This window comes from Actinacidiphila acididurans, assembly GCF_016918855.1.
Lineage (GTDB): Bacteria > Actinomycetota > Actinomycetes > Streptomycetales > Streptomycetaceae > Actinacidiphila > Actinacidiphila acididurans.
The window spans coordinates 1-26226 of record NZ_JADKYB010000046.1; the positions used below are offsets into that span (position 1 = coordinate 1).

Annotated in this window: 21 protein-coding genes; 8 read left to right on the top strand and 13 right to left on the bottom strand. The window is 72.1% G+C overall.

What is annotated here, in order from left to right:
* A partial coding sequence (locus ITX44_RS40115) for an outer membrane protein assembly factor BamB family protein (protein ID WP_307795718.1) occupies positions 1-1817 on the bottom strand: 1817 nt, incomplete at its 3' end.
* Positions 1818-2262: 445 nt separating this feature from the next.
* Between ITX44_RS40115 and ITX44_RS40120 the strand changes: the two genes are divergently transcribed.
* From ITX44_RS40120 to ITX44_RS40145, 6 genes are all read left to right on the top strand, one after another.
* A complete protein-coding gene (locus ITX44_RS40120; protein ID WP_205365074.1) occupies positions 2263-3774 on the top strand; it encodes an AbeC-like domain-containing protein in 1512 nt (503 codons plus the stop codon).
* Between the two features lie 127 nt (positions 3775-3901).
* Entirely contained in the window at positions 3902-4300 is a 399-nt protein-coding gene (locus ITX44_RS40125; protein WP_205365076.1) for a hypothetical protein, read from the top strand.
* Positions 4301-4346: 46 nt separating this feature from the next.
* The gene (locus tag ITX44_RS40130; RefSeq protein ID WP_236062511.1) at positions 4347-6938 is read left to right on the top strand and encodes a GTPase-associated protein 1-related protein; all 2592 of its coding nucleotides are present in this window, start codon (positions 4347-4349) and stop codon (positions 6936-6938) included.
* A 230-nt stretch (positions 6939-7168) separates the two neighbouring features.
* A complete protein-coding gene (locus tag ITX44_RS40135) occupies positions 7169-7804 on the top strand; it encodes a vWA domain-containing protein (protein ID WP_372441108.1) in 636 nt (211 codons plus the stop codon).
* Positions 7801-8721 carry a protein phosphatase 2C domain-containing protein gene (locus ITX44_RS40140; RefSeq protein WP_205365080.1) on the top strand — a complete coding sequence of 307 codons (921 nt, stop codon included), beginning with the start codon at positions 7801-7803 and terminating at the stop codon, positions 8719-8721. The genes ITX44_RS40135 and ITX44_RS40140 overlap by 4 nt, the downstream gene beginning before the upstream one ends.
* Positions 8718-10064 (top strand): serine/threonine protein kinase, encoded by a 1347-nt coding sequence (locus tag ITX44_RS40145; RefSeq protein ID WP_205365082.1) that lies wholly within the window; start codon positions 8718-8720, stop codon positions 10062-10064. The genes ITX44_RS40140 and ITX44_RS40145 overlap by 4 nt, the downstream gene beginning before the upstream one ends.
* An 86-nt stretch (positions 10065-10150) precedes the next feature.
* Here ITX44_RS40145 and ITX44_RS40150 read toward each other — a convergent pair whose 3' ends face one another.
* The 4 genes from ITX44_RS40150 to ITX44_RS40165 all read right to left on the bottom strand — a co-directional run bounded on the left by ITX44_RS40150 (position 10151) and on the right by ITX44_RS40165 (position 14889).
* Positions 10151-12241: a hypothetical protein gene (locus ITX44_RS40150; protein ID WP_205365084.1), complete on the bottom strand. Its 2091-nt coding sequence runs from the start codon at positions 12239-12241 to the stop codon at positions 10151-10153.
* Positions 12242-12353: 112 nt separating this feature from the next.
* Positions 12354-12848 (bottom strand): hypothetical protein, encoded by a 495-nt coding sequence (locus ITX44_RS40155; RefSeq protein ID WP_205365086.1) that lies wholly within the window; start codon positions 12846-12848, stop codon positions 12354-12356.
* On the bottom strand, positions 12845-14149 hold the full coding sequence (locus tag ITX44_RS40160) for a hypothetical protein (RefSeq protein WP_205365087.1): 1305 nt from the start codon (positions 14147-14149) through the stop codon (positions 12845-12847). Before ITX44_RS40160 ends, ITX44_RS40155 begins: the two co-directional genes overlap by 4 nt.
* Before the next feature lie 152 nt (positions 14150-14301).
* Complete coding sequence (locus ITX44_RS40165; protein ID WP_205365096.1) at positions 14302-14889, bottom strand: GNAT family N-acetyltransferase; 588 nt, start codon at positions 14887-14889, stop codon at positions 14302-14304.
* Between the two features lie 398 nt (positions 14890-15287).
* Here ITX44_RS40165 and ITX44_RS40170 point away from each other — a divergent pair, with 398 nt between their 5' ends.
* Both ITX44_RS40170 and ITX44_RS40175 read left to right on the top strand, forming a co-directional pair.
* The gene (locus ITX44_RS40170; protein WP_205365113.1) at positions 15288-15734 is read left to right on the top strand and encodes a universal stress protein; all 447 of its coding nucleotides are present in this window, start codon (positions 15288-15290) and stop codon (positions 15732-15734) included.
* A gap of 210 nt (positions 15735-15944) precedes the next feature.
* Positions 15945-17771, top strand: coding sequence for a S9 family peptidase (locus ITX44_RS40175; RefSeq protein WP_236062509.1), 1827 nt, complete (start codon positions 15945-15947; stop codon positions 17769-17771).
* On the opposite strand, the gene ITX44_RS40180 is transcribed toward ITX44_RS40175, so the two are convergent.
* The 8 genes from ITX44_RS40180 to ITX44_RS40215 all read right to left on the bottom strand — a co-directional run bounded on the left by ITX44_RS40180 (position 17751) and on the right by ITX44_RS40215 (position 25825).
* On the bottom strand, positions 17751-18644 hold the full coding sequence (locus ITX44_RS40180; RefSeq protein WP_205365098.1) for an SURF1 family protein: 894 nt from the start codon (positions 18642-18644) through the stop codon (positions 17751-17753). The genes ITX44_RS40175 and ITX44_RS40180 overlap by 21 nt on opposite strands.
* A gap of 94 nt (positions 18645-18738) precedes the next feature.
* Entirely contained in the window at positions 18739-20277 is a 1539-nt protein-coding gene (locus ITX44_RS40185) for a hypothetical protein (RefSeq protein WP_205365100.1), read from the bottom strand.
* Positions 20278-20339: 62 nt separating this feature from the next.
* Positions 20340-20996 carry a SigE family RNA polymerase sigma factor gene (locus ITX44_RS40190; RefSeq protein ID WP_372441109.1) on the bottom strand — a complete coding sequence of 219 codons (657 nt, stop codon included), beginning with the start codon at positions 20994-20996 and terminating at the stop codon, positions 20340-20342.
* A gap of 482 nt (positions 20997-21478) precedes the next feature.
* A complete protein-coding gene (locus ITX44_RS40195) occupies positions 21479-22753 on the bottom strand; it encodes an aspartate kinase (protein ID WP_205365102.1) in 1275 nt (424 codons plus the stop codon).
* Between the two features lie 226 nt (positions 22754-22979).
* Entirely contained in the window at positions 22980-23621 is a 642-nt protein-coding gene (locus ITX44_RS40200; protein WP_205365119.1) for a DUF5063 domain-containing protein, read from the bottom strand.
* Positions 23622-23679: 58 nt separating this feature from the next.
* On the bottom strand, positions 23680-24279 hold the full coding sequence (gene recR, locus ITX44_RS40205) for a recombination mediator RecR (protein ID WP_205365104.1): 600 nt from the start codon (positions 24277-24279) through the stop codon (positions 23680-23682).
* Between the two features lie 279 nt (positions 24280-24558).
* Positions 24559-24891 carry a YbaB/EbfC family nucleoid-associated protein gene (locus ITX44_RS40210; RefSeq protein WP_205365106.1) on the bottom strand — a complete coding sequence of 111 codons (333 nt, stop codon included), beginning with the start codon at positions 24889-24891 and terminating at the stop codon, positions 24559-24561.
* A 151-nt stretch (positions 24892-25042) separates the two neighbouring features.
* Complete coding sequence (locus tag ITX44_RS40215; RefSeq protein ID WP_205365108.1) at positions 25043-25825, bottom strand: hypothetical protein; 783 nt, start codon at positions 25823-25825, stop codon at positions 25043-25045.
* Between the last annotated feature and the right edge of the window lie 401 nt (positions 25826-26226).

Sequence of the window (26226 nt, forward strand, 5' to 3'; positions counted from 1 at the left end):
GGTGCTGTGGGTCTACCGGGGTACGGGCAGCGCGTCGGGGGTGTTCTCGACGCGGGCGCGGGTCGGCGCGGGCTGGAACACGTACAAGGCGCTGGCCGCGACGGGCGATGTGACGGGTGACGGGCGGGGCTGCCGAAACCGTAGAGGATGCCGTCGCGCGTGCCGACGTACACCTTTCCGGCGTCGGCGGTGGGGGTGCTGAACTTGGTCGCGGTGCCGATCGGCGCCGACCACAGCAGGGGCAGCAGGCCGTCGCCGTCGGGGGTAGGGCTGTAGGCGCGCAGGGTGCCGCCGGCCCCGGAGGCGCCGGTCGCGGAGACCACCCAGACCAGGGCGCTGGTGTCGTCGGTGCCGTCGGAGGTGACCAGGGGCGAGCCGCTGGTGTAGCCGAAGGTGTCCTGGCTGCGGCCGGTGAGGGTGAGCGCGGGGGTGCCGCGGCTGCTCACGCCGTACGCCAGCGCGCGCAGCGGGCCGTTGTTGCCGACCACATACACGTAACCCCCGTCGCCGCCCCAGAAGGCGGGGTGGCCCCACAGCCCTTGGTACGGCCCGGTGACGCCGACCGCCGCGTCACCGCCCGCGGGGCCCTGGGCGCGGCCGCCGAGATTGTCGCGGTCGAGCAGGAAGATCCGGCCGTCCTTGCCCTGCTGGACGAGCAGGTGGGGGTGGTCGGGGGTGCCGAAACCGTCGGGCAGGCCCATCGGGGCACCGGCGGAGATGTCCTGGTCGGTCAGGTCGAGGGTGGGTGCGTTGGCGGGGCTGAAGAAGTCGGCGGCGGTCAGGCTGCGGTCGGCGTTGACCTGAAGGCGGATCACGGACTCGGCGAGGGTGCCCTGCACGGTGCCGCCGGGGCCGGGGGCCGGGCTGATGCCGTTTCCGGTACTGAAGAAGATCCGGCCTGGGCCGTCGGAGACCAGGCCGCCGCCGGACTGCCACACGCCGGCGCCGCTCACCGACGGACCCGTCTCAGTGGCCCACATCGACACGACCTGGTGCTCGGCGGTACCGACGCCCACCACGTAACCCCGGTACGGCGACACGTCGCAGTGCCCGCCGAAGCCCGCGTACACCACCCCGTCCATCAGCAGCAGGCCGGGCCGCTGCTGCTCGTAGTACGCGTCGAAGGGCGCCGCCGGGTCATTGGCCGGGCTGCCGGCGATGGTCACCGGCCAGCCGGCCTGCTCGGCGCCGCTCGCCGGATCGACGGCGTGCATCAGCCACAGCGGATGGCGGTGGGTGGCCGTGCCGTCGTCGACCTTGCTGGTGAAGTAGACGACTCCGGCGGCCTGGTCGTAGACAGGCGTCGCGGTCGCCCCCACGGTGGGGGTCAGGTCGCCGCACCCGATCGCCGAGGCCGGCCAGGCGGGACCGTAGTGGTGCGACCAGCGCACGGCGCCGGTCGTGCGGTCCAGCCCGTACGCCGTGTTGTTCTCGGTCACCGCGATCACCTCGTCGCCCACGACGAGCGGCTGGGCGTAGACCTGCCCGTCGAGCTGCGTGGCGAAGAGCCGGCCGAACGCGGAGGACTGCACGAGCGCCGGGGAGAGCCCGGGTTCGGCCTGGTCCCAGTTGGTACGGAGAGAGTCGGCGCCTTGGGTGGACGTGGTGGCGGGGATGGCGAGCGCGGCGGTACGGGTGGACGTCGTATTACGGGTGGCCGGCCCGGCGTGGGCTGCCGGTGCGGCCAGAGCGGCCAACGCGGCGGCGAGGGCGGCGGCCAGGAGGGTGCGGGCTGCCCGGGGTGACCGGGATACGCGGAGAGAGCGGGGCGCGCGGGCGGTACGGGTGCCCTCGCCCGGGGTGCGGGTGGGCGGCACCCACCGCCCGGACCGCAACCAGGAACGCGGGCCCGGCCGCGACCGCCGGCCCGGCCACGAACGCGGCGTGCCGTCCTTTCCGCCGCCCCGCCCCTCGTCCCGGCCAGCACCGTCACCGTCACCGCATGACGGCATGAAAGTCCCGGCCATGCCGGCTCCCCCCTCCGCGCGCCGGACCGGTCAAGGCCCCCGGCGCGGTACAAGTCCCCCAAGTGTGCGGATGTGTTCATATCATCCGCTCGCGGGTGTGTGCAGCTTACGTACGGATCAGGTGGCACGTGCCGACGGGACATATCAGCCGGACCGAAGAACCTCGGAAAACCTCCCGCATCCTGATCGGCTCTTCTACAGTGCTCCTCCAGGCGTCAGGAGCGGCCGCGCGGGAGCGCGGGCCGGTGGCGGCCAGGCGCACCGGGGGAGGGAAAAGCACGTGGTACAGACACCGATGCCTGCCTTACCGCAGTACGCCGACGACCTGATCACCCGTCAAATGTGTGCGACAGCCCATCTGGACGCCGCTTTCGCCCGGGAAGTGCTGGAGGAGTACGCCGCCGACGGCATCCGCTCGGTCGGGCTGCCGTTCGGCGTGAACCTGGTGGCGCTGGTCCGGCACGCGCTGGCGGCGCAGAACCGCAGGGGCCGGCGCGACCGGCGATTGCTGGCGCTCGAAGGAACACTGGCCGCAGCGCTCGTTCTGGGCGTGACCGCCGTGGTGAACCACCACACCGGGTTCGGTACGGCCCTGCTGCTGGTCGCGGCCGCGGTCTTCCCGGTCGCCGGTTTCGTGGTCTATGAGTCGGAGTGGGCGCTACGCCGGGCCGTCGTCGACCTGAAGAACCCTCGGGTACGGGCGCAGGAGCAGGTGCCCGCCGCTGAACCGGCGCTGGAGACCGGCCTGAAGGCGCTGCGTTCAGCGAACATGGTGGTGTACGGGCTGGAAGCGGAGTCGGAGAATCCGTTCGTCGGCAGCGGCTGGCGGATCACCGAGGCCGTATGGAGCCCCTTCGACGTCGGCAGGCCGGCGCAGGCGCTGGGGGGTGGCACCCTCACCCCGCTGCCATTCACCGCGGCCGATCTGCACCACCACCTGGCCAAGGAGATGCCCAAGGCTACGGGTCTGAGCAGCCTCCGGGCCCGCAACAGGCTCTACGTCCGGGGTCCCAACGTCGCGGCCCTCGGCACCGACGCGCTGCCCGACCCCACCCGCCGGCCGCTGCCGACGATCCCGTCGTCGTACGTCAAGTCGGGCGCGGTGACACCCGGCGGCGGTATGGAGACGTACCTGTGCCTGTGGACCGCGGGCGCCGGCGGCCAGGTGATGGTGTCGATGCACCTGCGGGCCCTGCTCAACCCGCCGAAGCTGAGCTGGGAAGTGGCCGCGTACGTGCTACCGCCGCTCGGGCCGCGGTTCCGGCTGCCCGCGGAGTACAGCGCCTCGGAGAGCCGGCTGCGCCTGAACGCGGTGCGCGCGGCGGTCACGTTCGCGGTGCCGGGGGTGCTCGGCGCGGCACGCCGGGCCCTGAGCCGCCGGGCGGCGGCCGCGTCCCGGGCGCGGGACCTGGAGCGGGTGCGCAAGGAGATCCGCAGAGGCCACACCGGTTACGACTACGGTTCCACCAACAGCCTGCGGGAGCGCGCCGCGCACTGGCGGGAGATGGGCTACGGCGAGCGCCGCGACGCCCAGAACTACTTCAAGCTGATGGTCCAGTCCGTGCTGAGCTGCACCGCGGCCTTCCTGGAGAGCCGCAACGTCGACACGGCGGATCTCAACCACCAGCAGCAGCAGATCGTCAGCCTCCAGACCTTCAACTTCAACGGCGTCATCGGGCAGCTCCAGGCCGGAGCGCACAACCAGATGAACGTCGGGCAGCCGATGCCGCCGCCCGGCGGTGGCATCGGTGCGGGCGTTCCCGGCAACGCGCCGGGCGTCCCGGCCTCGCCCGCCGGCCTGCCCTGAGCGGCGGGCGCCACAGCCACGCGGTCGCGTACGGGGGGGGCAGGGCTGGGCCATCGGGGAAGCCGAAGGCGCCGGCGAAGTCAGAGCATGAGGACGTCAGGGCATCAGGAAGGACGAGCGGACGGGCATGAGCACCTTCAACTTCAACGGGCCGATCGGCCAAGCCCAGGCCGGTGACCACAACACCATGAACGTGCACCAGCTGGCCGGGCCTGGCAACGGGTCCGCGGCCGGCTGGGACGCGGAGCGCACGCGGGCCGTCCTGGCGCTGGCCGAACGCCTGGTGGAGGTGGTCGGCCGCGAACATCCTGCGCTGCGGCCGCATGCCGAGGCGGTCCGCGCCGAGTTGGTGCCAACCACGGCACCGGAGGGGACAAGCGTCGGAACGCCGGCTGGGACGGCTGCCGGTGCGGGCCCGGACATCGGCCGGATCCGGCAGCGGCTGGAACTCATCGCCGCCGGAGTCGGCACCGGGACCGCGGCGCTCGCCCTGATCGAGGGCATCGTCCACGCGATGGGCGGTTGACGACCGAGTGGGTTTCCGGGGGAGGGCGAGAATGGGGGACGTGACCATGGCATTGCACCGGCTCAGCTACCGGGTGCCGCCGGGTGCGCCGGCGGAGGAGTTACGGCCGCGGGGCGCGCACCCGTTCAGCGAGGAGGAGCTGTCCCGGATCGCACCGGTGATCGCGGGCATCGCCACGCTGTGGTCCGGGCCGGCCGACGGTCCGGCGGCACTCAGCCATACCCGGGTGCCCGGCGGGGGATCCGTGCTGTGCGAGACGAGCGTGCCGCCCGCAGCCGGTGGCACGACGACCGCCGCCGTACGGGACGTCGCCGCGTACTGGCTGCCCGGCGGCGGCGGTGACCTGGCGAATGCGACCCCGATCGAGACCTGGGGGTCGCCGCTGTGGGACGGTACGGCCGACAGCAGCAGCGACGCGCCAGCCGTGCCGGACTGGTGTGACGACGACAGTCTTGCGGAATTCGCGACGGAACACACCGACCGAGTCGAACCCTTCCTCGCGGACGTCCACCGCCTCTTCGCGGATCCGGCCGGCCGGCAGATCGTGATAGCCGAGCCGGACCCGATGACCGTCGCCCGGTGGATCGCCCTGGCCTGCGCCACCCTGACCCCGGACTGCGCCCGCGCTCTCACGTTCGTGCTGTCGGCGCAGGACCCGTCCGCCGCGCCGCACCAGATCGTCGGCATCGGCCCCGGCGCCCGCTTCGACCGCGCCAACGAGACGACGCTGCGCCACCTGTACCGGGTGTACGACGGGCTGGGCGGCCCGGGCAGCGAGGCGCTGCCTGGCCGGGACGACTGGGCGGGGATTGCCGCGCAGATGTGGCGGTCGGGCAAGGTGCCGCGCACGGCCTACGCCCGGGCGGGCTCGTCCGCGCCCTTCGCGGTGGAGCCGCTGCAGGACGTACTCCTGCCTGCCCATCCGGTGGGGCCCGGGTACGCAAGGTGGCAACAGGCCACGGCCGAACCGCCGGGGGCGGTACAGGACCCGCGCACCGACGTCTCGGCGGACGGCTGGGACGTTCCCGGGGGCGCCGCGGTCCCCCCACTTGCGCAGGTACGGGAGGCAGAGGCCACTGTCGCGCCGGAGCGGGGGACTCCCACGGCGAGCGCATTTGCCGGCGGGAGCGGCATGCCGAGTGAGGGGGTGCCGGATCCCAGGGCCGGATGGTACGACCGGGCCGCAGCGGCCCCGGCGGCGTCGGGGCCCCTGACTCCGGCCGGGCTGCACGCGCTATTCGCCTGCCTGGGCGCGCCCGTGCCCACGTATCCCGGCCCGGCAGAACTACTGGCCGGCCTGGCACCGTCCGCGTGCGGCGAGGTTGGGAACACGGACCAGTTGCGCGCCGAGGTGGTGACACGGCTGCTGGGCGAGTTGGAGCGCCTGAACTCCCGTGCGCCTGAGGAGTGGATGAACGTACTGCAGGCTCTGCACGCTGTGTCCCCGCCGCGGGACCGGCCCGGGACGCTGGGCGAGCAGGGCAGGTCCCGGCAGGACGCCCTCGAGACCAGAGCGGCTGCCCGGATCGCCCGCGACATGCTGCATCAGCGCCCGGATGGACAGGAACTGGCCACCCCGCTCGGCCGGATGGCACGCCCCTTCGTCCGACTCGTGCTGGATCAGATCGCCAAAAGCAACCCGGGCGATGAGCCCGTCACTCTCCTGAGGCTTGCCGCCTCACCGCTCGGCGAGTGGCTGGCCACCGTCCACGACGAGGCGCCATTGCGGCTGCAACTGATCGTCAAAGGACAGCGGCTGCGGGCGAAGGGAACGACCGGATTGCCCGCCTTCCGCCTGCTGGCCGAACTGCTGCCTGCGGAGCGGGAATGCGAGCCCTGGATGGCGAGGCTCGTCTGGTGGCTGGCCTGGGACACCGGCAGGCCGAGCGCGCGGGACGCGGTGGACCTGCTGGGCACCCTTCCCGGCAGACTGTTCACCGGCGCCGGCATCGACCGGGAGCTGGCCACCCTGATCGCCGCCCCGGGACCGCCGACCGACGCGCTGGCCGAACTCGCCGACGCCCTGCTCAATATGTCTGCGGATCTGTCACCTCGGCTGCGGGACATAGCGGAGATGCTGCGGCTCGGGCGGCAGTTGGACCGAGCGGAGAAGGCACCGCGGAAGGCTCTCGAAGAGTTCAAGGGCTCGTCGGTCACCGTCTCCGGGCCGTCCGGGCTGCGCCCTTGGATCATCGGCAAACTCGCTGTACGGCTGGCCGAGTCGCCGCCGGCCGATCTGTACGACGACTATGTGCTGCGGGTGCTGTCCGGACCGCTGGACGAGGAACTACTCAGTGCGTACCTGACCGCGCAACTCGCCCCGAACCAGGCGCTGAGGCTGGCCGACACGCTCGTCGCGCACGTCGAGGACTCCGCCCGGCTCTTCATGGCATGGCAAGGAGAACAGCTCTTCGGCGCATCGGCCTGGAGGAAGGACGCCCGGGACCTGTCCGAGGGAATCTTCGGCACGGCCTTGCGGCGCCTGCCCGACGCCGAGCGGTCCGTGTACATCACTCGAGTGGCCGCGCAGATCGCGTGCCTGCGACCCGGCTCCGACGGGGAACATCGCTGGCTGGACTTCGCCGCCGCCCACCCGTCGGACACCGGTGGCGACGTACATCCCGGCGTCCTGCCGTGATCCCCCCACGTGCGGCGCTGGCACCGGCGTACCACGCACGGATCGCAGGTGGCGCGCCGACCCGGCAGACCGAGTGACACCTACCGACACAACCCGTACCGACGTACCACCGCGCAAGGCCGGGCATCAAGGCGCCCGGCCGAGGGAGGACCTGCGTGAGCGACATGCCCGGCGGCGCTATGGCCAGCCGACCCGTCCATTTCATCTGGCTTCTGGATTGCTCCTCTTCGATGAGCGTCAACGGAAAGATCGCGGAGCTGAACTTCGCCATCCGGGAGGCCATCCCGGAGATGCGCAAGGCCGCTGAGGAGAACCCGGCCGCTGATCTGCTCGTCCGGGCCATTACCTTCAACGACGGCGCGTCTTGGCGCGTCGAGAAGCCCACCTCTGTCCACGACTTCACCTGGAAGGATGACGCGACGACCGCCGGCTGGACGTCGCTCGGCGCCGCTCTGAAGCTCGCGGCGACCGTGCTGGACATGCCGCCAATGCCCGAACGGGCCCTGCGCCCGGTCCTCGCCCTGGTCTCCGACGGCCAGCCCACCGACGACTGGCGGGCCGGTATGCGGGCGGTGGACGCCACCCCGTGGGGGAAACGGGCGGTCCGGGTGGCCGTCGGCATCGGCCAGGACGCGGACAAGGCCGTGCTCAAGGAATTCCTCGCCGACCCCGAGCGGGAGCCGCTGCTGGCCTCCAACCCGCAGCAGTTGGTGCGGGCCATACGTTGGGCCTCCACCATGGCGATCCGCGCCTCCTCCACCCCGGCCGGCGGCGGCGCCGGGGGCGGTGGCAACGTTCAGCTCACCAAGAACGTGGCGCCGCCGCCGGTGATCACGTCGGCCGACGATGACGACGACGTCTGGTGACTGACGCCCCCGACAGCCCGCACTGGGCCCTGCTGCACGCGGCGGTGAAGGGCAGCCACAAGAAGTACTCCCAGGACAGCTCGACCGCCCGGCTGGTGCTGGGCGGCGCCGGGGCGCTGCTGGCGGTCGCCGACGGACACGGCTCGCGCGCCCATCACCGCAGTGACCTGGGGTCGCGGTGGGCGGTGGAGGCGTTCACCGCGTGCGCGCTGGCGCTGGCGGAGGACGTACGGCGCCGGGGCGGGGACGAGGCGCGCTGGCCGGCGGTGCTCGCCGCGGCGCGGGGACTGCCGCAGCAGATCGTGCACCACTGGTGGACCCGGATGGCGCTGCACGAGGCCAACTCGCCTGCGGGAGGCGCCTGGACCTCGGGCCCACCTCCTGGGCCGGACCCGATCCCGTACGGCAGCACGCTCGTCGGCGTCCTCGTCGTGGGGCGGTTGCTGCTGTGCTGGCAGCTGGGCGACGGAGATGTCGTCCTGGTCGACGAAACCGGCGAGCCCTCCCTGCCGCTGTACGACGGGCCGGAGCTGGGCGACGAGGCCGACTCGCTGTGCCAGGCGGAGGCGTGGCGGCAGATGCGGGTCCACTGGCAGCGGCTACCCGTCGATCGGCACACCGGTGTGCTCGTCTCCACGGACGGGCTCTCCAAGAGCTTCGCCGACCACGCGGGTTTCGTGAGCTTCGCCGCCGGGCTGCGCGACCGGGCCCGGGACACGGGACTCGACAGGATACGGGACCACTTGCCGGACTGGCTGACGCAGGCAGCCAGTTACTCCGGGGACGACTCCACACTGGTGGGGGCGTTCCCGGCGGCCCGGTACGCGTTGGGGCCGCAAGGCGCCACAGAGCCGCAGCCGGCGGCGGAACAGCGCCACATGGCAGGACCGCGAGGAACGGAAGGAACGTCAACGTGAACGGGATACTCCCCGAGGGGCACGTCCTGCAGGCCGAGAGCGGCGAGAAGATCACCGTGGGCAGGATGTTCGGGGCCGGCGGCCAGGGCGAGGTGTACCTGGCCCAGACCCCTGGCGGGGAACGCGCGGTCAAGTGGTACTACCCGGCGCAGGCCACCGACCTGCAACGCCGCATCCTGGACAGCCTGATCGGCCTGGGGTGGTCCGACGACCGCTTCCTGTGGCCGCAGTCGGTGGTCGTTGACCCCCAGAGGCTGAGCAGCGGCTTCGGCTACGTGATGGCGCTGCGGCCGGACCGCTTCAAGGACCTGCCCGCGCTCTTCCGCCGCGACCCGTCGGTCAGCGCGGTCAACCAGCGCACCCTGCTGATCGCCGCGCTGCACACGGTGGAGGCGTACCAGGCCCTGCACGCGCGCGGCATCGCGTACCGGGACATCAACTGGGGCAACATCTTCTTCGACCCGGCGACCGGCGAGATCCTGGTCTGCGACAACGACAACGCGGTGTTCGAGAGCGAGGCCGCGGCGATCGCCGGCACCATGGACTTCATGGCGCCGGAACTGGTCCGCGGCCACCCCGGAGCGGCACCCGGCACCCAGACGGACCTGCACTCGCTGGCAGTTCTGCTGTTCATGCTGTTCATGAACCACCACCCCTTCCAGGGCGCCCTCGCGCTGAAGATCCGCTGCTTGGACGAGGCGGCGCAGCGCAAGCTCTACGGCACCCGGCCGGTGTTCGTCTTCGACCCGGACGACACCACCAACCGGCCGGTGCCCGGCGAGCAGGACACGGTCCTGGCGACCTGGCGGACGATGCCGCCCGTGCTGCGGAAACTGTTTGTGCAGACGTTCACCCGCGGCCTGACCGACCCGGCCGAACGGGTCCGCGAGAGCCAGTGGCGTATCGCACTCAGCAGTGTCCTGGACAGCGTGCTGCGGTGCTCGACGTGCGACAAGATCAACCTCGGGGAACCCGGAGGGCCCGCTCCCGAGTGCTGGAAGTGCGCGCGGCCGCTGGCCCTCCCGCAACGCCTGGAACTGCTGACCGGGGTCGGCTCGGTACGCGGCCGGCGTGAGGTGCGGCTGATCCGCGACGGCCGTATCTACGGCTACCACCTGGTCAGTGACCCGCTACGGCACGACTTCGACGACGTGGTGGGCGTGGTCACCGAGCATCCGAACAAGCGAGGGGTCTTCGGCCTGACCAACCGGTCCCGCACGGCCTGGAGCACCCGCCGCCCGGACGGTACAAGCCAGCCGGTGCCGCCCGGCCGGACGGCCGCCCTGCGCCAAGGCATAACCATCGAGTTCGGCGGCGGCACGGAGGGAGTCGTGCACATCTGAGCCCTGGCGTACCTCGCCGGCCCGCGTCCGCTTCGGCGGGTACGCCCCTCGGGCGCGGGCTGGACTGCCCCCTCTTGTGGCGGTGTTCAGGGACGCTGGACGCGGAACCACGGCGGCCACAGGCGGCGCCACCACGGCCTGCGTTCCTGCTCCGTACCAGCCGGGAGTGGCGTGCTGCCGGGGCCGGCCGCGGGTAGTGGCTCGGCGGGCAGTTCCAGCCGCGCAACATCTGCCGGAATCACCACCACGTCCGGCCGCGGCAGCGCGCCGACCGTCACCACTGCGGCCTGCCGGGTCAGCGGGATCTCCACGCCGTCAGCCCCCATGCGGCTGCGCGCCACCCGCAGTTCCGCCGTACGCCCGCCCTGCTGCCAGCGGATCAGCGCCAGCACTGCCGGCTCGGGCCAGCGGAACCGTACCTTCGCACCCGCCACGCCTGTACGATCAACCCGCAGGTCGGTGACCGGTGCGGGAGCCTCGATCAGCACGCTCGGGCCGGCCACCGCCCGGCCGTCCATCACGCTGACGGCAGTCATCCGGGTCGCGGTCCCCGCCGCCGGGCGCAAAGTCACCAACCGGTCCCGGACGTCTCTGCTTTCGTCGGCGCCGCCGATGAGCGCAGGTAGCAGGGGCGTGACGTCCTCGCCGGACTCCACCGGCCACGACCGCCAGGGCACCAGGTGTTCTGTGCCCCGGTCCGGTGGCGACCACGTAATGTCGACCCGTCCGTCGCCATGAACGGCGGCGACCGAGACTTCGGGAACCGGCGACGGCCACTGTTCGGCGCGGGCCCGGATCGTTCGTCCCGCCGACCAGACCACCTCGCCGTCCGGTGCCCGGTAGCCGGCGCTGACTCGGAACCAGAACTCTCCGGCGGGCAGCGGCCGACCGGTCCAGCCGCCCGAGCCGCCCGGAACCGGCGGCTCGGTGTCGCGCCACACCTGGGTGCGGATCGCGTGCGGGTGCTCCCGCCAGTTCAGGGCCACACCGTCGGGGACGGCCCGCCACCGCAGGTTGCCGACCTCCGGCGCGGACAGCACAGCACGGGACGCGGCCGGCGCGGCGGCAATCCGCTCGCCGAACCGGGGCAGGACCGCGTACCGCAGCGGCGTACCCGTCGGCACGTCGGTGTCGCGTACGGGGTCCACAGTGTCGGCCGTGGCGATCTCGACCGCCTGTTCAGGGGCGCCGTCGGGGAACCGTACGACCGTGTACCGCACTGTGCCGCGGTGCCGGGCCGAGGCAGGGAGGGGGCGCCAGCGGACAACGACGGAGCCTTCTTCGAGCTGGACCTCCAGTCGCAGGGCCGACCCCGTGTCGGACCGGTCGGAGCCGGTGGGCGGCTCGCCGGCGTGGCCTGCCCGGTCCGCGGTCAGGGCGGCCACGCCGAGCAGGCCGGCCCTCGCACGGGGATCGTCCACCGCGATCCTGGCGGCTCCCAGCCATGCCTGCGTTGCCGTTGCGAGCTGACCGGCCGTTTGTCGGCGCAGGGCGGTGGCCCGGAGTGAGTCGGCCGCCGAGGCACGGTCGCGCAGGTCGTCGAGGAGAGCGGTGAGCACAGGGTCGGCGGGGCGTGCGGGGAGCAAGGCGGCGAGGTTGCGGGCGCGGTGCAGTCGGCCGGTCCGCAGAGCCTCGGGGAACTCCTCACCCGCATCTCGGGCCGGGCCGGGCGGCGGGAAACCGGAAGCGGCGGACGCGAGCGCCGCCGCTTCCGAGGGGTGGACACCGAGGTTCTGCGCCGCCTCGGCGGTGGGGCCGCCGGAAGCGTCGGTGAGGAGGCAGCCGAGTTGGTAGAGCACCAGGTGCCGCAGCAGCATCGGGTTGTCACGCATCCGGCGGCGCAGGCGGGCCAGCAGAGCGCGCACGGCATCGGCGCGCGGATCGCCGCTGGCCTCCCATCGCCTGCGGCACTCGTTGAGGTAGGCCGAGCCCACGCGGTCCCAGTTGTCGCCGCGGCCGGGCAGCCAGAGGCCGTCCAGTACGCGGAAGCCAGCCGGAGGCGGGGCCGAAACCGCGGTCCGGCCCGGGGGCGGGGGCGGGACCGGGATGTGCAGCAGCGGATCCACCGCATGGCGGAACCGCAACGCGGTCAGCCGGTCGGTGAAACCGGCGAATCCGGGCAGGCCGGGGGTGACCGGCAGCAGCGATGCGGCAGCCGGTGGCGTGGTGGTCGTCATGGGCAGCCTCCGTCCCTGGCGGGTGCGTTCGTCCTGACGTGCGGGCCGATCTTCGGTCCGGCCTTCGGCTTGATCTTCGGCGGCGCCTGTCCCCCACCGGCCGGATGGCGGTTCAGCGGGTCGCCGTGTAGAAGTACACCCACAGGTGGGCCGTGTTCGCCGGGTTGTCGAGCTTGAGGAAGTCCTCGGTGGCGGTGTCGCGGTTGAACATCGAAGGCCGGGCGCGGTGCAGCAGGTCGTTGACCCTGCGCGCGTACGCCGTTCCGTCGCGGGTGCCGCCGAAGGTCAGGACGAACGCGGCCGCCCGGTCGCGGTTCTTCTCGGTCGCCGTGCGGATCTGCTGGACCAGGGCATTGTCGTCAGTGCCGTGCACCTGAAACTCGAACCGCGTCCTGACCACCGCGCGCGGACCCGCTGGTTTGTGGGTGGCGCCGGGCTTCGGCTTGGGGGTCGCCGTCGGGCGGGGCGTGGAGCGCTGCACCGCGAGCGGATCGGGCTGGTCGCCCATCGCGACCAAGGCCAGCACCAGCAGGAAGTCCGCGAACAACCAGCCAGCCAGGACTATGGGGCCGTAACGGCGGCGCCGTGGCCGCCTCGGCGCAGTCATGACGACGTCCTGGAGCCAGCTGCGGTGCCTGCGTCAGCCGGGCTGCCGCCGGAAGGCGGGACGGCGAGCGACGGCGCACCGGTCAGGCGGTGCATGCCCGCGTCGAGGCGAGCGGCGGCGTCCTGCCAGTGCGCGGCAGCCGCGTCCCATTGCTCGGTCGCCCGGCGCATGCCGTCCACGGCGTCCACCGTGCGGTCGGCGCTGCGGACCATCGCCTCCGAGGCACGGTCGGTGGCCGCCAACGCTTGTCCGGACACACCCGCGAGGTCACGCTGCGCTGTGACGAGTTCCTTCAGCGCGGTGTCGATCAGGGCGCCTGCCTGCACTATCCGGTCGCCGACCTCGCGGACCGCGGTCACGTTGTCCTGCCCGGTTCGGGTGGTGCTCTCCTGGCTGGTGCGCACCGCGTCTACGGCCTTCGTGTGGGCGTCCCGCAGCCCGTCCGCGCCAGCCCGGATCGCCGTCTCGATCCGGTCCACCGCGGCGCCGAGCTGCGGCACCTCCAGGGTCAGGCGGTCGGTGGCGGCCCTCAACCCGGTCGCGGCCGTCTGGGAGGCGTCGGCAGCCAGTACTAGCTTCTCGTGGCTCTTGACAGCCTGGCTGTTGAGCGAACGCAACTGACGTGCAGCCGCCGTCAGTTCGGCTCCGAACTGCTTGGGCGAACCGTACCGGTGCGGGACCAGGGCCAATTGCGCCCGTGTCATCACCGACGTCAGTCGGGCGAGCAGCACGTCCCGCTCGGTCTCCTCCGCGACCAATTCTCTTTCCGCTCGAGTACGGACCCAGGCGTGCCAGGTGGCGAGCAGTAGCAGGACACAGATCAGTCCGACCGCCGTCAACGCCACGCTGTCGAAACGCTCGTAAGGGGACAGGTGACCACCGAAACCCGACTGCCACAGCTGCAGGAAGGGCCTCGATGCCTGCTTCGGGTCGGACTTGGCCAGCTCGCCGTAGGCACTGCTGGCCATCCGCAGCCCCGCCCAGGTGACCAGCAGTGGCAGGAAGACCAGCACACCGAGCGCGGCTTCCAACGGCTCGTCACGGATGCGCCGGATCCGGGCCCAAACCGAAGCCCACGACCAGCCGTTGCGCCCGGCGGCGGCCTTGGCTGTACCTGCCACCGGCGTAGTGAGGCTTTCCGGGCAGGCGAACGAGCCCACCAGGTCGATCTCTGCCCAGACCTCCAGGTCGCTTCCCGCGGCCAGGTCGTCCGCGAGGCTCTCCAACTCCCCCTTACGACCGGCCAACTGCTCCCGCTCGGCCAGGTCCCGTAATTCGCGTGCCAATTGCGCGAGATCCACCAATGCCGGATACGGCACTCTTCACCCCCTGCTGTGTACCACCCCTGCGGTCTCCCGCAGAGCTGCACTCCACCACACCAGGGCGATGGGGAAGCGGGCTTGTCCAAATTGTGACGGCCGGGCGTTGGCCCAGTGGGCTGTCGGCGAGCAGGTCAGCGGGGCGCCCGCCACAGGGGGTGCATCTCGGGGCCGCCGGGCAGGTGGACGGAGGCGCCGGTGGGGCGGAAACCGAGCCGTTCGTAGAGGCCGCGGCTGCGCACTGAACTCGCTTCCAGGTAGGCGGGTCGGGAGGCACGGTCGAGGCGGTCCAAGGCGCTGGTCAGCAGGACGGTGCCCAGGCCCTGGCCGGTCAACGCGGGGCTGACGGCGATGAGCATGAGGTAGTCGTGGGCGGTACCGGTGGGGTGGGATTCACCGGTGATCCGGGCGATCTGCTCGATCCGCTCGTTGGCCGGGTCGATCGCCCCGCGGAACGCCGCCGGACCGTCCGGATCCTCCTCGGGCTCGGCCGGCACCGGCATCCACAGCGCTGCCGCGGAGCCGTCGTCGGTCATGTCCACGTAGCCCTCGGCCAGCGCCATGTCGACGAACGCGCCCATGAGGACCTTGTGGGTACGCCGCCGGTACTCCTCGTCCGGAAAGATCCAACTGCTCACCGGGTCGTGGAAGAACCCCACGTCCAGCAGCCGGGCCACCCTGTCCCGGTCGCCCTCGCCCGCCCTGTGTATCGGCACGCCCATTCCGGCCCCTCCAACTGATCGGCCGCACGCCGTACGTACCGTCTGTGCGGCAGTCGCGGTACACGTGGTGACGGCAGCCTATGGGCTGCGCCGTACGGACTCCTCCTTTCCTTGCGCCTGTCGAATCGTGCCTGCCGTCGGCAGCGCCGCCGCCGTACGCGTCCGCGCCGGCGATTCCTGGCCCGAGGACCGACACCCCGCACGACGTGTCCGATTTGCCGGGAGTTTGCGGTGCCGGCCCGCGGGCAGCCGGACCACGTACTTCCGCGAACCGTGACGCGACGCGTAAGGAGACGGCCATGGTCGAGCCGATTGCCGAACCGGTGCCCGAGCCCGCCGGCGGAGACGAGGTGGACGCGGTCGGCGAGCCGGCCACCGCTCCGACCAGCGAGTCGGCCATGGAGTACGGCCGGATCGTCGTGGGCGTCGACGGGTCCGAACCGTCCATCAAGGCCTTGCGCTGGGCCGTCCGGCAGGCAGCGCTGACGGGCGCGGCCGTCGAAGCCGTCATCGCCTGGGAACTGCCCGCGGCCTACGGCTGGGCGGGCCTGCCCGGTGCTCCGCAGGACCTCGACTTCGAGCAGCCGGCCGCCCAGGCCCTGGCCGAGGCGGTGAACGCCGCGCTCCCGCCCGACCTGGTGCCGGGCATCACACAGGTCGTGATCATGGGCAACGCGGCCCAGGCGATACTCGATCGGGGGGACGGCGCCGACCTCGTTGTCGTGGGCGCGCGAGGCTACGGCACTTTCCGCTCCACCCTGCTCGGCTCGGTCAGCCACACGGTGGTCTCGCACGCCTCGTGCCCGGTGGTCGTGATCCGCGGCGAGGCCGAACAGTCCCATTGACCAATCGCCAATGCCCTGATTCATCATATTTTTTGGCTTTTGCGGCCTTCGCGGCCGAATCGACTGAATTCATGGACCGAGCATGGCATGCCCCGACGACCCCGCGAAAAAGTTATCCACAGGCTGTGGCCGGCGAGCGATCCGTGAAGTTTTCCACAGGCCCTGAACGCGGTCTGAACGCGGGTGCGTACGGCAGAGCATGATGGGGGCATGAACGAGATCACCCGATCCGCCGCCGGGTCCAAGCCGGAGGCCGGCTCCATGCCGGAATGGGAGCTGCGCTTTCGCGCACCGCGCGTGGGACTTCCCGAGTGGGCCGAGGACGCCCCGCACCACAGCCTGTTCGTGTCGAACGTGACGGGCACGTATGAGCTGTACGCCTGGGACCGCACGTCGGGCGGACGACGTCAGGTCACCGACCGGCCCAACGGGACGACGGACGGCGCCCTGAGCCGGGACGGCGCGTGGGTGTGGTGGTTCTCGGACACCGACGGGGACGAGTTCGGCGTGTGGATGAAGCAGCCGTTCGACGGCGGCGAGGACGTCCCGGCCGCGCCCGGCCTTGACCCCTCCTATCCGGCCGGCCTCGCGCTGGGCCCCGGCGGGCTCGCGGTCATCGGCCGCTCGACGGACGAGGAGGGCACGACCATCCATGTCGTACGTCCCGGCGCCGAGCCCCGCGAGATCTACCGCCACCCCGAATCCGCGGGCGTGGGCGAACTGTCGGAGGACGGCACGCTGGTCGTCATCGAGCACACCGAGCACGGCGACGCCATGCACAGCGCCCTGCGGGTGGTCCGGGTCGAGGACGGCTCGGCGGTCGCCGAACTGGACGACACCGAGGGCGGCCAGCACGCGCTGGGCCTGGACGGCCTGGGCTTCGCGCCGGTGCCCGGCGACACCCGACTGCTCGTCGGCCACCAACGCACCGACCGCTGGCTGCCCATGATCTGGGACGTGGCCACGGGCGAGGAGACCGCCCTGGCCGTGGACCTGCCCGGCGACGTCCACGCCGAGTGGTATCCGGACGGCTCCGCCCTGCTGGTCGTCCACGACTTCCACGCCCGCAGCGAGATGTTCCGCTACGACCTGGCGGCCGGCACGCTGACACCGCTGGAGACCCCGCCCGGCTCGGTGAACGGTGCGACGGCCCGCCCGGACGGCACGGTGGAATATCTGTGGTCGTCCGCCGCGCAGCCCCCGGCGGTGCGGTCCACCGACGGCGCGGTCGTGCTGGAGGCCCCCGGCCTGCGCGCCCCGGACTCGGTGCCGGTGGAAGACGTCTGGGTGGACGGTCCCGGCGGCCGCGTTCACGCCCTGGTCCAGCGGCCCGCGAACGCCGAACCGGGCCCGCTGCCGACCGTCTTCGAGATCCACGGCGGCCCCACCTGGCACGACTCGGACGCCTTCGCCGCGGGCCCGGCAGCCTGGCTCGACCACGGTTTCGCGGTGGTCCGGGTGAACTACCGCGGCTCCACCGGATACGGCCGGGAGTGGACCGACGCCCTCAAGCACCGGGTCGGCCTGATCGAGCTCGAGGACATCGCGGCGGTGCGCGAATGGGCCGTCTCCTCCGGCCTGGCCGACCCGTCCCGGCTGGTCCTCACCGGCGGCTCGTGGGGCGGCTATCTGACCCTGCTGGGCCTGGGCATCCAGCCCGAGTCGTGGACGGTGGGCATAGCCGCGGTCCCCGTCGCCGACTACGTCACGGCGTACGAGGACGAGATGGAGCCCCTGAAGGCACTGGACCGCACCTTCTTCGGCGGCTCCCCGCAGGAGGTGCCGGAGCGGTACGAGGCGTCGTCCCCGCTCACCTATGTCGACCGGGTCACCGCCCCCGTCTACATCAGCGCGGGCACGAACGACCCGCGCTGCCCGATACGCCAGATCGACAACTACGTCGAGCGGCTGCGCGCCCTGGACAAGCCGCACGAGGTGTACCGGTACGACGCGGGCCACGGCTCGCTGGTGGTCGAGGAACGGATCAAGCAGGTCCGGCTGGAGCTGGCCTTCGCCCTACGCCACGTGGGCGGCTGAGCCCTCGGTCCGCTCGGCGTCCGGCCCGGCGTCCACGCCGCCGGGTCCGGGCCCGGGTCCCTCCGGGACCCCGTCGTCCTCCTCCGGCAGGAGGCCGAGTGCCGCGTCCGCCCGCGCCTCGGCCTCACGCCGGATGAGCCGGAACCACATGAAGACGACGAAGGCGGCGAAGACGAACCACTGCCCGGTGTAGCCGAGGTTCTGGAAGGCCTTCAGGTCCAGGCCGCTGTTGGGCGGTGCCGCGGGGGGCACGGCCTTCAGCGGGGCCGAGGGGTGGGCCGCGGTGATCCAGCCGCCGTACACGGGATAAGGGAGGACATTGACCAAGGACGCGGCACTGATGATGCCGAGCTGACCGGACGGCAGCGCACCGCTGGCGGAGACCCCGCTGGTGTCGGTGCTCTCGGGGTTCTGCAGGGCCCCGGTGACGGTGACCTGTCCGGCCGGCGCGGCGGGAATGGAACGGGAGCGTTCGGCGGCCGAGGCGTCGCCGGGCAGCCAGCCACGGACGACGGGGAGCGCGGCGCCGCCGCCGACCCGCAAGGGGGTGAGGACGTAGAAGCCGTTGCGGCCGTCGAGGGTGCGGTCCGGGACGAGGAGTTGGTGACCGGCGTCGTAGCTGCCGGTGGCGCTGATCTGCCGGCCGGAGTCGGCGCCGGGCACCTGGGCCCGGACGTTCGGCAGCACGCTCGCCAGCGGCACGGGCGCCTCAGCGGCGATCTTGACGCTGTCGTGCTTGGCCGTCCGGTGCTGCGCGACCCGCATGTCGAACCGGCTCAACTGCCAGCTCCCCATGAACACGCAGAACGGTACGGCCAGCAGCGCGAGCGCACTGACCGCCAGCCAACGCGGGGCGAGGAGGAACCGGTACACGCCTCCAACGGTACGGGCATCCGCTGAGCCGCCCGCACCCGGGCCCTGCGGTGCGGTTCGCACCCCGCACCGCACCGCTACGACAACCGCGCTCCTACGACCCGGACGCGCCCGCGGGCACGGGCACTGCCGCGTCGGTGTAGACGGTGCCGGCACAGACGTTCTGGATCACCGGTCCGGTGACGACAGGGGCGCCGGTGGCCGGGATGTGGCTGAGGACGACACTGCCCGAAGGCGTGGTGGTCGGGGCTTCGGTGACGTCCTGGGGCGCGGGCGCGTTGCCGGTGGTGCCGGTGCCGGTGCCCGCACCGGGGTCGGCGGTGCTCGGGCTGCTGGTGTCGGTCGGGGTGGGGGTCGGCGTCGAGGTGTCCGGCGGCGAGGTGGGCGTGACGGGACAGCCGCCCGGTCCGTCGGCCGCGGGCACCCAGGCGAAATCGACCTCGTAGTCCTGGCCGGGGGCCAGGACCAGCGGAATGCCGGCCGCGGTGGCAGGAGGCAGCCCCGTGGCCGGGTCGCCGGCGCTGTGCGCCAGCACCTGGATCCGGGACGGATCGGCGGAGCCCGCGGCGACCGCTTGGACGACACCGGAACCGGTGACTGTACAGGAGGAGGTGGAGACGTTGGCGAGACGGAACCAGCCGTAGGTGCGGCCGTCGGCCTCGGGCGTGCCGAGCTGGCCGGCGCCCTGGCCGAGCTGGGCGCTGGAGCAGTCGGGGACCGCCGGCGAGCTGGTGTCGGTCGGGCTGGTGGTCACGGCGGAGGGCGCGTCGGAGCCGAGGGTGGGCGGCTGCGTGCTCGGGCCGGCGGTCGGCGCGGTGGTGACATGGGCGGAGGGTCCGCCGACGCCGGGCCAGGCGCTGGTGTGCCCGTCCTCACCGGGTGCGGCGGCGTGCGAGCTCGCGACGTTCTGGGGCGCGGCGTCCGTGCTGTCGGCGGTGTTGGCGGCGCGCAGCAGCGCGGGCACGGCCATGCCCGCGAGGAGCACGGCCGCTACGGCGCCGGCCAGGGCCTGGCGCCGGTGCTGGCGGCGTGCCGGGATGGCCCGCTGTATGTGGGCGAGGGCATCCGGGGACCCGTCCAGCCCCTGGACGGCGTTCTGCATCAGCGCGCGCAGAAGCTCCTCGTCGAGGAGGTCCTCGCCAGGGGTGTCCTCGCCGAGCCTTTCCGCGCTGGGCGTTTCCTCGTCCAGGGGTTCCTTGCCCGGAAGTCGCTCGTCCGCCGGCCCGGTGGACGGCTCGCCCGGCGCCGGGCTTTCCGCTGTCGGACCCGCACTGCCCGACGCCGAACCCTCAGCGGTCGCACGCTGGGCGGTCGAACCGTCCGGTACCGCACTCCCCGGTGCGGCACCGCCCGTCCCGACGGCGGGGCCCGGGCTCGAATCCCGGTCCGGCACCGGAGCCGGTGCCTCGGCGGCGTCTGTTCGTCGCGTCTCGGTCGGGTCCGGGGGTGACCCGGCGGCCGGCCCGGCCGTCGGCTCGCCCGCGGGCTCGGCGGCCCGGTCGGCGGTGGCCGGTGCGGGTTCCGGCCCGGATGACGGCGACTGCGCGGCGGGCTGGTGCGGCAGTTCGCTCGGTCGGCCGGGCGGGGCCCCGTCGGACTGGGGGGAGGAGTTGGGAGAGTTGTTGTGTTCCATGCCGTGAGGGTGAGAGTGAGGGTGAGGAGCGTCGTCGGGGCCGTTCGGGGCGTTGGGCGTCGTCATACCGTCGCCTCCATGGCGACGCGGAGCGCCGCGAGGCCACGCGAACCGTACGCCTTCACCGAGCCCAGGGATATCCCCAGGGTCTCGGCGACCTGCGCCTCGGTCATGTCGGCGAAGTAGCGCAGGACGAGCACTTCGCGTTGTCTGCGCTGGAGGGTGCGCATGGCGGCCTTGAGCTGGTCACGCTCGAGGATCTCGTACGCGCCCTCCTCCGCGCTGGCCATGTCGGGCATGGGCTTGGCAAGGAGCTTGAGCCCGAGGATGCGCCGTCTCAGGGCCGAGCGGGAGAGGTTGACGACGGTCTGGCGGAGGTAGGCGAGGGTCTTGTCGGGGTCCCGTACGCGGTTGCGCGCGGAGTGCACCCGTATGAACGCCTCCTGGACCACGTCCTCGCAGGAGGCGGTGTCGTCCAGCAGGAGCGCGGCAAGGCCCAGCAGGGAGCGGTAGTGCGCGCGGTAGGTCTCGGTGAGGTGGTCGACAGTGGTACCGACGGCCATCGTGGTGTCAGCGCCCTCGCCGGTGTCGGAGGCGGCGGGAGCGCCGGTCGTGGCCGGGCGGTCCGTTCCGCCTGCCACCCGCACCGGCCAGGGCGCGATCACCGGGATACCGCCGGCGGTTCCGGCCGCAGGCCGCGGCAGGCGCGGGGGTGCGATCGTGCCGCCGCCCCGCCGCCCGAATGCCGTCTCGATCCCGAGTGTGCCCAATGCCTCCGCCACATCTGTTGGACACGCATCCCCCCGTCAGGGTTGTACGCGCAAGGTACCTCGCCCGACGGAGCGTCAAATATCCCCATGCGTACCAGCTCTTCCTCAACGCCCCTCTTGCGCCGACGCTTCCCCCCGGGTCGGCGCCGCTTCACGGCGCCGTCCCAGGAGGAACCCTAGGACAGTGCGCTGACACGAAGACGCGCCCCCACCCGTGCCGGTTGCAGCCGAGGGAGAGGAAATTGTCCAACGGGCAGGCAGGCCGGTTCAAGTGGTCCAGACCAGCAGTTTTGTCACATATACGTGCGGGCCGCAACGACTTCTCGGTGAAGTCTTTGCGGCCCGCACATCAGATCGAAAACTACGGCCGGATCGAGAACTCGGGTCGGCTCCGGCTCAGCACCCGCCCCGGCGTACCGGTACCGGGTGACTCAGCGGCCCGTCCCGCCGTACACGACCGCCTCGTCCGAGTCGCTGTCGAGCCCGAAAGCGGAGTGCACCGCCTGCACCGCCGGCTTCACGTCGTCCACCCGGGTCACCACCGAGATGCGGATCTCGGAGGTCGAGATGAGCTCGATGTTCACCCCCGCGTTGGACAGCGCCTCGAAGAAGGTCGCGGTGACGCCGGGGTTGGTCTTCATACCCGCCCCGACCAGTGAGATCTTGCCGATCTGGTCGTCGTACCGCAGCGCGTCGAAGCCGATCACCGTCTGCGCCCGGGTCAGCGCCTCCATCGCCTTGTGCCCCTCGGCCTTGGGCAGCGTGAAGGAGATGTCGGTGAGCCCGGTGGCGGCCGCCGACACGTTCTGCACCACCATGTCGATGTTGATCTCGGCGTCGGCGATGGCCCGGAAGATTGTCGCGGCCTCGCCCGGCTTGTCCGGCACCCCGACGACCGTGATCTTCGCCTCGGAGGTGTCGTGCGAGACCCCGGAGATGATCGCCTGCTCCATCGGCTTTACCCCTTGCGGTGGTTCGTTGCTGACCCAGGTGCCCGGCAGCCCGGAGAACGAGGAACGTACGTGAATGGGGATGTTGTAGCGGCGCGCGTACTCCACGCACCGGTGCAGCAGCACCTTGGAGCCCGAGCTGGCCAGCTCCAGCATGTCCTCGAAGGAGATCCACTCCATCTTGCGGGCCTTCTTCACCACCCGCGGGTCGGCGGTGAACACCCCGTCGACGTCGGTGTAGATCTCGCACACCTCGGCGTCCAGCGCCGCGGCCAGCGCCACCGCCGTGGTGTCCGAACCGCCTCGCCCCAGCGTGGTGATGTCCTTCTTGTCCTGGGACACCCCCTGGAAGCCGGCCACGATCGCGATGTTGCCCTCGTCCAGCGCGGTACGGATCCGGCCCGGGGTCACGTCGATGATCCGCGCCTTGTTGTGCACCGAGTCGGTGATCACCCCGGCCTGGCTGCCCGTGAAGGACTGCGCCTCGTGGCCCAGGGTTTTGATCGCCATGGCCAGCAGCGCCATGGAGATGCGCTCTCCGGCGGTCAGCAGCATGTCGAACTCGCGGCCGGCGGGGATCGGCGACACCTGCTCCGCGAGATCGATCAACTCGTCCGTCGTGTCACCCATCGCGGACACCACGACGACCACCTGGTGGCCGGCCTTCTTGGTGTCGACGATTCGCCGGGCGACGCGCTTGATGCCCTCGGCATCAGCGACGGAGGAGCCGCCGTACTTCTGCACGACAAGGCCCACGTGCGCTCCTCGCTCAGGGTTGATGCGGTCGCTCCAGTCTAACGAGCAGGACCGATACACCCCGGGTGTATTGCATGCTGAGACGGAGCGTTCACCACGTGATCATGCGGTACGTGTCCGCGTGCGCGTACGGCCCGGCGTACAGCCTCGCGTACGGCTCCCCGTACGAGCCCACGCGCGCCCCGTACGTACGCCCGCTCCAGCACACCCGGTCCCCGTACGCCCCCTACACCCGCCGCCTCCGCCGCAACCCCATCGTGCCGAGCTCCGCCTCCATGACCATCCCCGCCTCCCGGGCGAGCTGCTCCTCGTCGTCGCCGTCGGCCCCGGTGTCCAGCCCGTCGAGCTCGTCCAGCGGACTGTCCAGCCGTACGTGCGCGACCAGCGACTGGAGCGCGCGCAGCGACGCGCTGGCGGTCGGCCCCCAGTTGGACAGGTACGAGAACTGCCACCACCACAGCGCCTCGGACGTCCGCCCGGCCCGGAAGTGCGCCAGACCATGCGTGAGATCGGCCACGACATCGGCCATGTCGTCCGAGATCCGGCACGCGACCGGCGTGGACCTGGGCACGTACGGGTCGAAGACCTCCGAGTACACGTCGATGGGCTCCAGCAGCGACGCGAGCCGCTGCCGCAGGTCGTCCTCGTCCGGCTCCGGACCGACGTCCGGCTCGTACCGCTCGTCCGGCACGAAGTCCTCGTGCGCGCCCAGCCGGCCCCCGGCCAGCAGCAGCTGCGAGACCTCCAGCAGCAGGTACGGCACCGCGCTGTCCGGGTCGTCCCCCTTGGCGACCTCGCGCACCGACAGGATGAAGCTCTCGATCTGGTCCGCGATCTGCACCGCGAACTCGTCCGGCTCGACCGGCATCGGAACCGGTCCCGGACCGGCGTCGTCCCGGCGCCCGCCCTGCGTGTTCGTCACCGTCTCAGACATCCAGCAACCGCCTCCCTTCGAAGGCCCGCCCCAGCGTGACCTCGTCCGCGTACTCCAAGTCGCCACCCACGGGAAGACCGCTGGCCAGTCGCGTCACCCGGAGCCCCATGGGCTTCACCATCCGGGCCAGATACGTGGCCGTGGCCTCCCCCTCCAGATTGGGATCGGTGGCCAGGATCAGCTCGGTGACGGTGCCGTCCGCGAGCCGGGCCAGCAGTTCCCTGATCCGCAGGTCGTCCGGGCCCACTCCCTCGATGGGGCTGATCGCGCCGCCGAGAACGTGGTACTTCCCCCGGAACTCCCGGGTGCGCTCGATCGCCACCACGTCCTTGGGCTCCTCGACCACGCAGATCACCGCGGGGTCGCGACGCGGATCGCGGCACACCCGGCACTGCTCGTCCTGCGCGACGTTGCCGCACACCGCGCAGAAACGCACCTTCGCCTTCACCTCGGACAGCGCATGCGCCAGCCTGCGCACATCCGCCGGATCGGCCTGCAGGATGTGGAAGGCGATCCGCTGCGCGCTCTTGGGACCCACGCCGGGCAGCCTGCCCAGTTCGTCGATCAGGTCCTGAACCACGCCTTCGTACACGCCGGGCGCCTTCCTTCTTCCTTGGGGTCGTCTTCGGGTCTTCGGGTTTTCGGCTTGCCTGGTTGTCCGATTGCATCACCGCTACGGGAACGGTGTCGTGCCCGGCTCGGTGGCTTCCCTCTCAGGGAGTACGGATGGCCGGGACGCACCGCTCATCGCCGAAACGTTTCCGGGGCCTTCGGGGTGCCCGGGCCGTCGCGGACGTCCTGCGTCACGAATGTCACAGCCGCCGTGCGTCGCGGACGTCGTGTGTCGCGGAGGTCCGACGTCACGGACGTTCTAGAAGGGAAGCCCCGGAATCCCGCCCAGCCCCTGGGCGAGCGGACCGAGCTTGGCCTGCTGGAGGGCCTGCGCCGACTCGTTCGCGTTGTGGACAGCGGCCACGACCAGGTCGGCCAGCGTCTCGGTGTCGTCCGGGTCGACCGCCTTGGGGTCGATCACCAGTGAGCGCAGCTCGCCGGCACCGGTCACCGTCGCCTTGACCAGGCCGCCGCCTGCCGTGCCCTCGACCTCGGTCTCGGCAAGTTCCTGCTGAGCCGCGGCCAGGTCCTGCTGCATCTTCTGGGCCTGCTGAAGCAGCGCCTGCATGTTCGGCTGACCACCGGGGATCACGGGAATCGCTCCTGCCTGTGCCGTGCTGATTTTCGCCTGACAGGGCGAGCCTACGTGCTCGTACGGCGCAGCGCCCTACGCCGTACGGAGGATCGGCCGGACCTGCGCTCCGCCGCGAGTACGGCGCCGGGATCGGCCGGTCATACCCGGCTCAGTCGTGCTTGATCTCCTCGATGACGGTCGCCCCGAGCTCCCTTATGAACAGGTCATGGCCGCTGAGCGCGGAGTCGACCAGGTCGGGGTCGTCCTCCTCGGGGATGTCGTCCTCCAGCGGCGGCGGGACGTCGTCCACCGGAGGCGGCTGCGGTACGGGGGAAGCGGCCGCCGTACGCATGCTCCCGGACCCTTCCCCCCCGCTGTGACCTGCGGGTCCACCACCGGAACCGCGCGGTCCGCCCGGGCCGCCGCCCTGTCCGTACCCGCTCTGTCCACTCGGTCCGCCCTGCCCGCTCTGCCCGCTCTGTCCGTACGACGCCGGGCCCGCGGGCGACTGCGGCACGGCCTGCGGCTGGGGTGCGCCGCCGGCCGCGTAACCGGAAGCGGCGCCCGGTCCCGTACCGCCGAAGCCGCCGGGAGCCGGACCGCCGGGACCGCCGAAGCCGGCACCGGGCGCGCCCGGACCGCCGGGCCCACCCCCGTAACCGCCGCCCGGGCGTCCCCCGGAACCGCCGCCTCCAGGTCCGCCCGGCGCGCCGCCACCGCCGGACGGGTCCACGATCGCCTCGATGCGCCACTGCACGCCGAGGGCCTCGCCGATCGCCTGCTGGAGGGTCTCGTCGCTGCCGTTGCTGACGAAGGCGTTGCGCGCGCCGGGGTTGTCGAACCCGATCTGCAGGGTCTCGCCGTCGAAGCCGGAGACCTGGGCGTTGTTGAACAGCAGCATCCAGGTCACGCGGCGCTTGTTCTTGACCGCTTCCAGGATGTTCGGCCACATCTGCCGGACCCGCGAGGCGTCACCGGCGGGCCTGCCTCCGCCTCCGCCCTGCCGGCCGCCGGGTGCCGCGGCGGGCGGTGCCTGGGGGGCCTGCGGAGCAGCGGGGGGCGGGCTCGCCGGGGCTCCCCCGGTGCCGGGCGCGACCGGGGTGGGCCAGGCGCCGGGTCGGGGCGCGCCCGCGGGCGTACCACCGCTTCCCGGCGGCGGGCCCTGCGTACCCCCGTTTCCGGGGCCCGTACCGCCGCTGCCCGGGCTGCGCGTGACCGGCCAGGCGCCGGGGCGGGACGGATCCGCGGCGGCGGGAGCGGGTTGCGGGGCCGCGGGTGGGGTCTGGCGGGTGCGTGGGGGGTCTTCGCTTGTCCGGGGGTGACCGGGTACGACTGCCGAGGTGATGCGGCTCC